Source organism: Kluyvera sp. STS39-E (assembly GCF_040932435.1).
Taxonomy (GTDB): domain Bacteria; phylum Pseudomonadota; class Gammaproteobacteria; order Enterobacterales; family Enterobacteriaceae; genus Kluyvera.
This window is the reverse complement of the sequence record NZ_JBFQGA010000020.1, coordinates 1-4,473: the sequence shown is the minus strand read 5'-3', so window position 1 is coordinate 4,473 and position 4,473 is coordinate 1. Positions and strand designations below refer to the sequence as shown.

Annotated in this window: 4 protein-coding genes and 4 tRNA genes; 1 reads left to right on the top strand and 7 read right to left on the bottom strand. The window is 48.2% G+C overall.

Translation table 11 applies throughout. From position 1 onward, the window contains the following. The 5 genes from AB4K05_RS24605 to AB4K05_RS24585 all read right to left on the bottom strand — a co-directional run. A partial coding sequence (locus tag AB4K05_RS24605; protein ID WP_000031668.1) for a GTP-binding protein occupies positions 1-237 on the bottom strand: 237 nt, incomplete at its 3' end. A 116-nt stretch (positions 238-353) separates the two neighbouring features. Then, positions 354-429 (bottom strand) — tRNA-Thr (locus tag AB4K05_RS24600). A 5-nt stretch (positions 430-434) separates the two neighbouring features. Next, positions 435-509, bottom strand: a tRNA-Gly gene (locus AB4K05_RS24595). Between the two features lie 118 nt (positions 510-627). Beyond that, positions 628-712, bottom strand: a tRNA-Tyr gene (locus AB4K05_RS24590). 10 nt (positions 713-722) lie between these two features. Next, positions 723-798: transfer RNA gene (locus AB4K05_RS24585), tRNA-Thr, on the bottom strand. Positions 799-1,213: 415 nt separating this feature from the next. Here AB4K05_RS24585 and coaA point away from each other — a divergent pair. Continuing rightward, entirely contained in the window at positions 1,214-2,164 is a 951-nt protein-coding gene (gene coaA / locus AB4K05_RS24580; protein ID WP_368482268.1) for a type I pantothenate kinase, read from the top strand. Between the two features lie 39 nt (positions 2,165-2,203). Here the strand turns inward: coaA and birA are convergent, their stop codons facing one another. After that, positions 2,204-3,166: a bifunctional biotin--[acetyl-CoA-carboxylase] ligase/biotin operon repressor BirA gene (gene birA, locus AB4K05_RS24575; RefSeq protein ID WP_368482267.1), complete on the bottom strand. Its 963-nt coding sequence runs from the start codon at positions 3,164-3,166 to the stop codon at positions 2,204-2,206. Beyond that, on the bottom strand, positions 3,163-4,191 hold the full coding sequence (gene murB, locus AB4K05_RS24570) for a UDP-N-acetylmuramate dehydrogenase (RefSeq protein ID WP_368482266.1): 1,029 nt from the start codon (positions 4,189-4,191) through the stop codon (positions 3,163-3,165). Before murB ends, birA begins: the two co-directional genes overlap by 4 nt. Positions 4,192-4,473 lie beyond the last annotated feature (282 nt).

Sequence of the window (4,473 nt, the reverse complement as noted above, 5' to 3'; positions counted from 1 at the left end):
GTGTGCGTAGTGGCGAGTCGGGGTGTCATATTCAACGTGGGAAGTGTTGATGGTGATACCACGAGCTTTTTCTTCTGGTGCGTTATCGATCTGGTCGAAAGCACGAGCAGCACCGCCGTAGGTTTTAGCCAGTACGGTAGTGATTGCAGCAGTCAGGGTAGTTTTACCATGGTCAACGTGGCCGATAGTACCGACGTTGACGTGCGGTTTGGTACGTTCAAATTTTTCTTTAGACATCGATAGTCCCTCTAATACACGGATAAATCGGTGATATCACCACATCAACCAGACGATAAGCCTGAACTGTTGAATGCATTAATTTAAACAGAGAGAAACGGGAAGGAGAAGTGAAGTGGTGCTGATACCCAGAGTCGAACTGGGGACCTCACCCTTACCAAGGGTGCGCTCTACCAACTGAGCCATATCAGCACGTCTGGAGCGGGCAGCGGGAATCGAACCCGCATCATCAGCTTGGAAGGCTGAGGTAATAGCCATTATACGATGCCCGCATCCTGAAACTCGGCTACCCAGTTCTTTCTGTGCAAAAAAAAGAGATTTCTCTCTTTTCTTTGTTCGAGCTAGCTATTTTACCAACCAGCTCTGGCTTCGCAATGCTTAGCCTGAAAGTGGTGGTGGGGGAAGGATTCGAACCTTCGAAGTCTGTGACGGCAGATTTACAGTCTGCTCCCTTTGGCCGCTCGGGAACCCCACCAGGTACTTGATGGTGCCGACTACCGGAATCGAACTGGTGACCTACTGATTACAAGTCAGTTGCTCTACCTACTGAGCTAAGTCGGCATCAAGTAGCGCGCATTCTATGTAGACACGTGCCGACATGCAACTAAAAAATTGCATAAAATGTTCTATCGCTCATGTTTTGTGCGCCTGAGCGTAAAAACCAAACAATGTGCCAGTTTTATAACCAGAAATGGCGCAGTTGGCCCGGCAGCATCCCCCCTATCGCCTTTCGATTAGCGCAGCAAGTTGCCATTCAATGCTCTTTGCGTAGGCCTTCTCTATCTATATAGCTATCTCAACAGCATATCTGCTCCCAGCAGTCAGTAACAAAGAGCGGTGTTTTCTCACGAATGCGCCACTCAGTTGGATTTTTTCTTCTTTTTATCTTCCATCTGGTGTTAACCTCCTGCCCATTGTCCTGATTAACTCAATGTGAAGCGTCGTGCGGAATCAGCGTGACAGCCAGAACATGCTTATGAAAAAACAAGAGCAAACGTTAATGACACCTTATCTACAGTTCAATCGTAGCCAGTGGGCGGCGCTGCGTGATTCAGTGCCAATGACCCTGACTGAAGGGGAAATTACACGCCTGAAAGGTATCAACGAAGATCTGTCGCTTGAAGAAGTGGCTGAGATCTATTTGCCTTTATCACGTTTATTGAACTTCTATATCAGTTCTAATCTGCGTCGGCAGGCCGTACTTGAGCAGTTCCTAGGTACAAATGGTCAGCGTATTCCTTATATCATCAGTATTGCCGGCAGCGTTGCTGTCGGTAAGAGTACAACCGCACGTGTGCTGCAAGCATTGCTTAGCCGCTGGCCGGAACATCGCCGCGTTGAGCTCATTACTACCGATGGGTTTCTACATCCTAACGAAGTATTGAAAGAACGTGGTCTGATGAAGAAGAAGGGCTTCCCGCAGTCCTATGATATGCATCGCCTAGTACAGTTTGTTTCCGATCTAAAATCCGGGGTTCCGGATGTCACGGCTCCCGTTTACTCTCATCTTATTTATGATGTGATCCCTGATGGTGACAAAACGGTTACTCACCCAGATATATTAATCCTTGAAGGTTTAAATGTTCTGCAAAGCGGAATGGATTATCCACACGACCCACACCATGTATTTGTTTCGGATTTCGTCGATTTTTCCATTTATGTTGATGCCCCAGAAGAATTATTAAAATCTTGGTACATCAATAGATTCCTTAAATTCCGCGAGGGCGCTTTTACTGACCCTGATTCTTATTTCCATAATTATGCCCAGCTTTCTAAAGAGGAAGCGGTTGATGTTGCAACATCGCTATGGAATGAGATTAACCTTAGGAATTTAAATGAAAATATCCTGCCGACACGTGAGCGAGCCAGTTTAATACTGACTAAAAGTGCTAATCACTCGGTAGAACAGGTTCGCCTGCGGAAGTAATTTTCTTATATAAGAAAGGGAGCCTTGGCTCCCTTTTTTTTATTCTGCGCTACGCAATGAAATTTCCCCGCCAATCCAGGGTTTAACGATCCCATCCTGCTCAAGTAATAATGCACCCTGAGTATCTATACCACGGGAAATGCCAAATACCTCTTTTTCGCCAATAATCAGTTTAACCTGGCGATTAATAAAGTTATCTAATTTTTCCCAGCGTGTTAGATATGGCGCTAGCCCCTCTTGTTCAAACAGACGTAAGGCATCATACAGTTCGTTGATAAGACGGGCCGCGAGGATATTACGGTCAATAATAATTCCGGCTTCTTGCAGGTTAATCCATCCCTGATTAATCACATCGTTCTCTGCGCGGCGCATCACAAGGTTAATGCCCGCACCAATGACGATTTGCGCCGCATCACCGGTTTTCCCCGTAAGTTCGACCAGGATACCCGCCAGCTTACGGTCGTTCAGGTAAAGATCATTTGGCCATTTGACGCGGACTTTGTCGGCACCCAGACTTTGCAAAACTTCAGCCATAACGATGCCGATGACCAGACTCAGGCCGATGGCAGCAGCAGGCCCTTGTTCCAGACGCCAGAACATAGAAAGATAAAGATTGGCACCAAACGGAGAGAACCATTTTCTTCCGCGTCGACCACGGCCTGCCTGCTGGTATTCAGCAACGCAGGCATCGCCAGACTGCAGCTCGCCAATTCGGTCTAAAAGATACTGGTTGGTAGAGTCGATAACGGGAAGAACGGCAACACTGCCATAGTTGACCGCCTGACGAATACGCTCCACATCCAGCAGCTGAATAGGTTCTGGTAAACAGTAGCCTTTACCTGGAACCGTAAAGACATCCACGCCCCAATCCCTTAATGTTTGCATGTGCTTATTAATGGCCGCACGGCTCATGCCTAGCTGTTCGCCCAATTGCTCACCCGAATGAAAATCACCATCGGCAAGCAGGGAAATAAGGGTCAACGGCACCGTATTGTCTTTCATTTAATTACCTCAACTGCGCTGACTTCACCTTCATGACCAATAAAGCGAACCTCTGGCTCCAGCCAAACATCAAATTTGTTGCCAACCTGCTGGCGAACGTAGTGGGCCAGCTGAACAACATCACGACTTTGTGCATTATTGCTGTTAATAAGCACCAGTGCCTGCTGCTGATGAACTGCCGCCCCGCCTTCGGTGTGACCTTTCAACTGGCATTGATCAATAAGCCAGCCGGCCGCTAGTTTCACACTTCCATCAGCCTGCGGATAATGTGGTGCTTTAGGGAATTTGGCCAGTAAAACATCGGCATATGCGGTACTAACCACCGGATTTTTAAAGAAGCTGCCGGCATTGCCATTCACTTTAGGATCGGGAAGCTTAGTCATACGCATATGACATACGGCATCGAAAACATCGCGCGGTGTCACCGTTTTAGGATCGAGTCGAGTGAGATCGCCGTAGGTCAGTACCGGTTGCCATGTTTTTGCTAGCTGGAAACCGACAGCAACAATAACGAAACGGTCTTGGTAGGCATGTTTGAAGATACTGTCCCGGTAGCCAAATTCGCATTCGGCTGCGGAAAGACGTTGGCGCTCGCCCGTAGCCAGCTCGATGCAGTCTACATATTCGCAGATCTGCCGTAACTCGACCCCATAAGCCCCAATATTCTGAATAGGTGAGGAGCCCGCGCAGCCAGGGATCAACGCAAGGTTTTCCAAGCCTGGCATATTATTCTCTAATGCGAAGCGCACCAGTTGATGCCAGTTTTCCCCAGCGCCGACGTGCAGGTGCCATGCATCTGCCGTTTCACGAACCTCAATACCTTTGATACGATTAAGGATAACGGTACCGGAATAATCGTCCAAAAACAGTACATTACTTCCTTCGCCCAGAATTAAAACCGGCAACCCTTCATGGGTAGAGTGCTGCCAGGCGCTTAATAATTGTTGTTCATTTTCAGCGCATACGATGTTTTCAGCACAATGATCGATGCCGAAGGTATTCCAAGGTTTCAAGGAGCGAGTCATGGTTACTTTCCTGATGCTATATCCACGGTAGTTTACCGTATCCGTGCGGGGAAGGCTTGCGGTTATATAGACTGAGGTAGGCCGGATAAGGCGAAGCCGCCATCCGGCAATCTGCACTAGGCGTGCCTGATGGCGCTGCGCTTATCAGGCCTACACCGTGAGCCGTTAATCCCATTTCCCCAGACCACAGACGCAAAAAAGCCCATCCGTTAGGATGGGCTTCTTCACTATTTGATGCCTGGCAGTTCCCTACTCTCGCATGGGGAGACCCCACACTACCAT

Coding starts and splice junctions, on each gene's coding strand:
- coaA (WP_368482268.1), top strand. CDS start 1,214: ATGAAAAAACAAGAGCAAACGTTAATGACACCTTATCTACAGTTCAAT.
- birA (WP_368482267.1), bottom strand. CDS start 3,166: ATGAAAGACAATACGGTGCCGTTGACCCTTATTTCCCTGCTTGCCGAT.
- murB (WP_368482266.1), bottom strand. CDS start 4,191: ATGACTCGCTCCTTGAAACCTTGGAATACCTTCGGCATCGATCATTGT.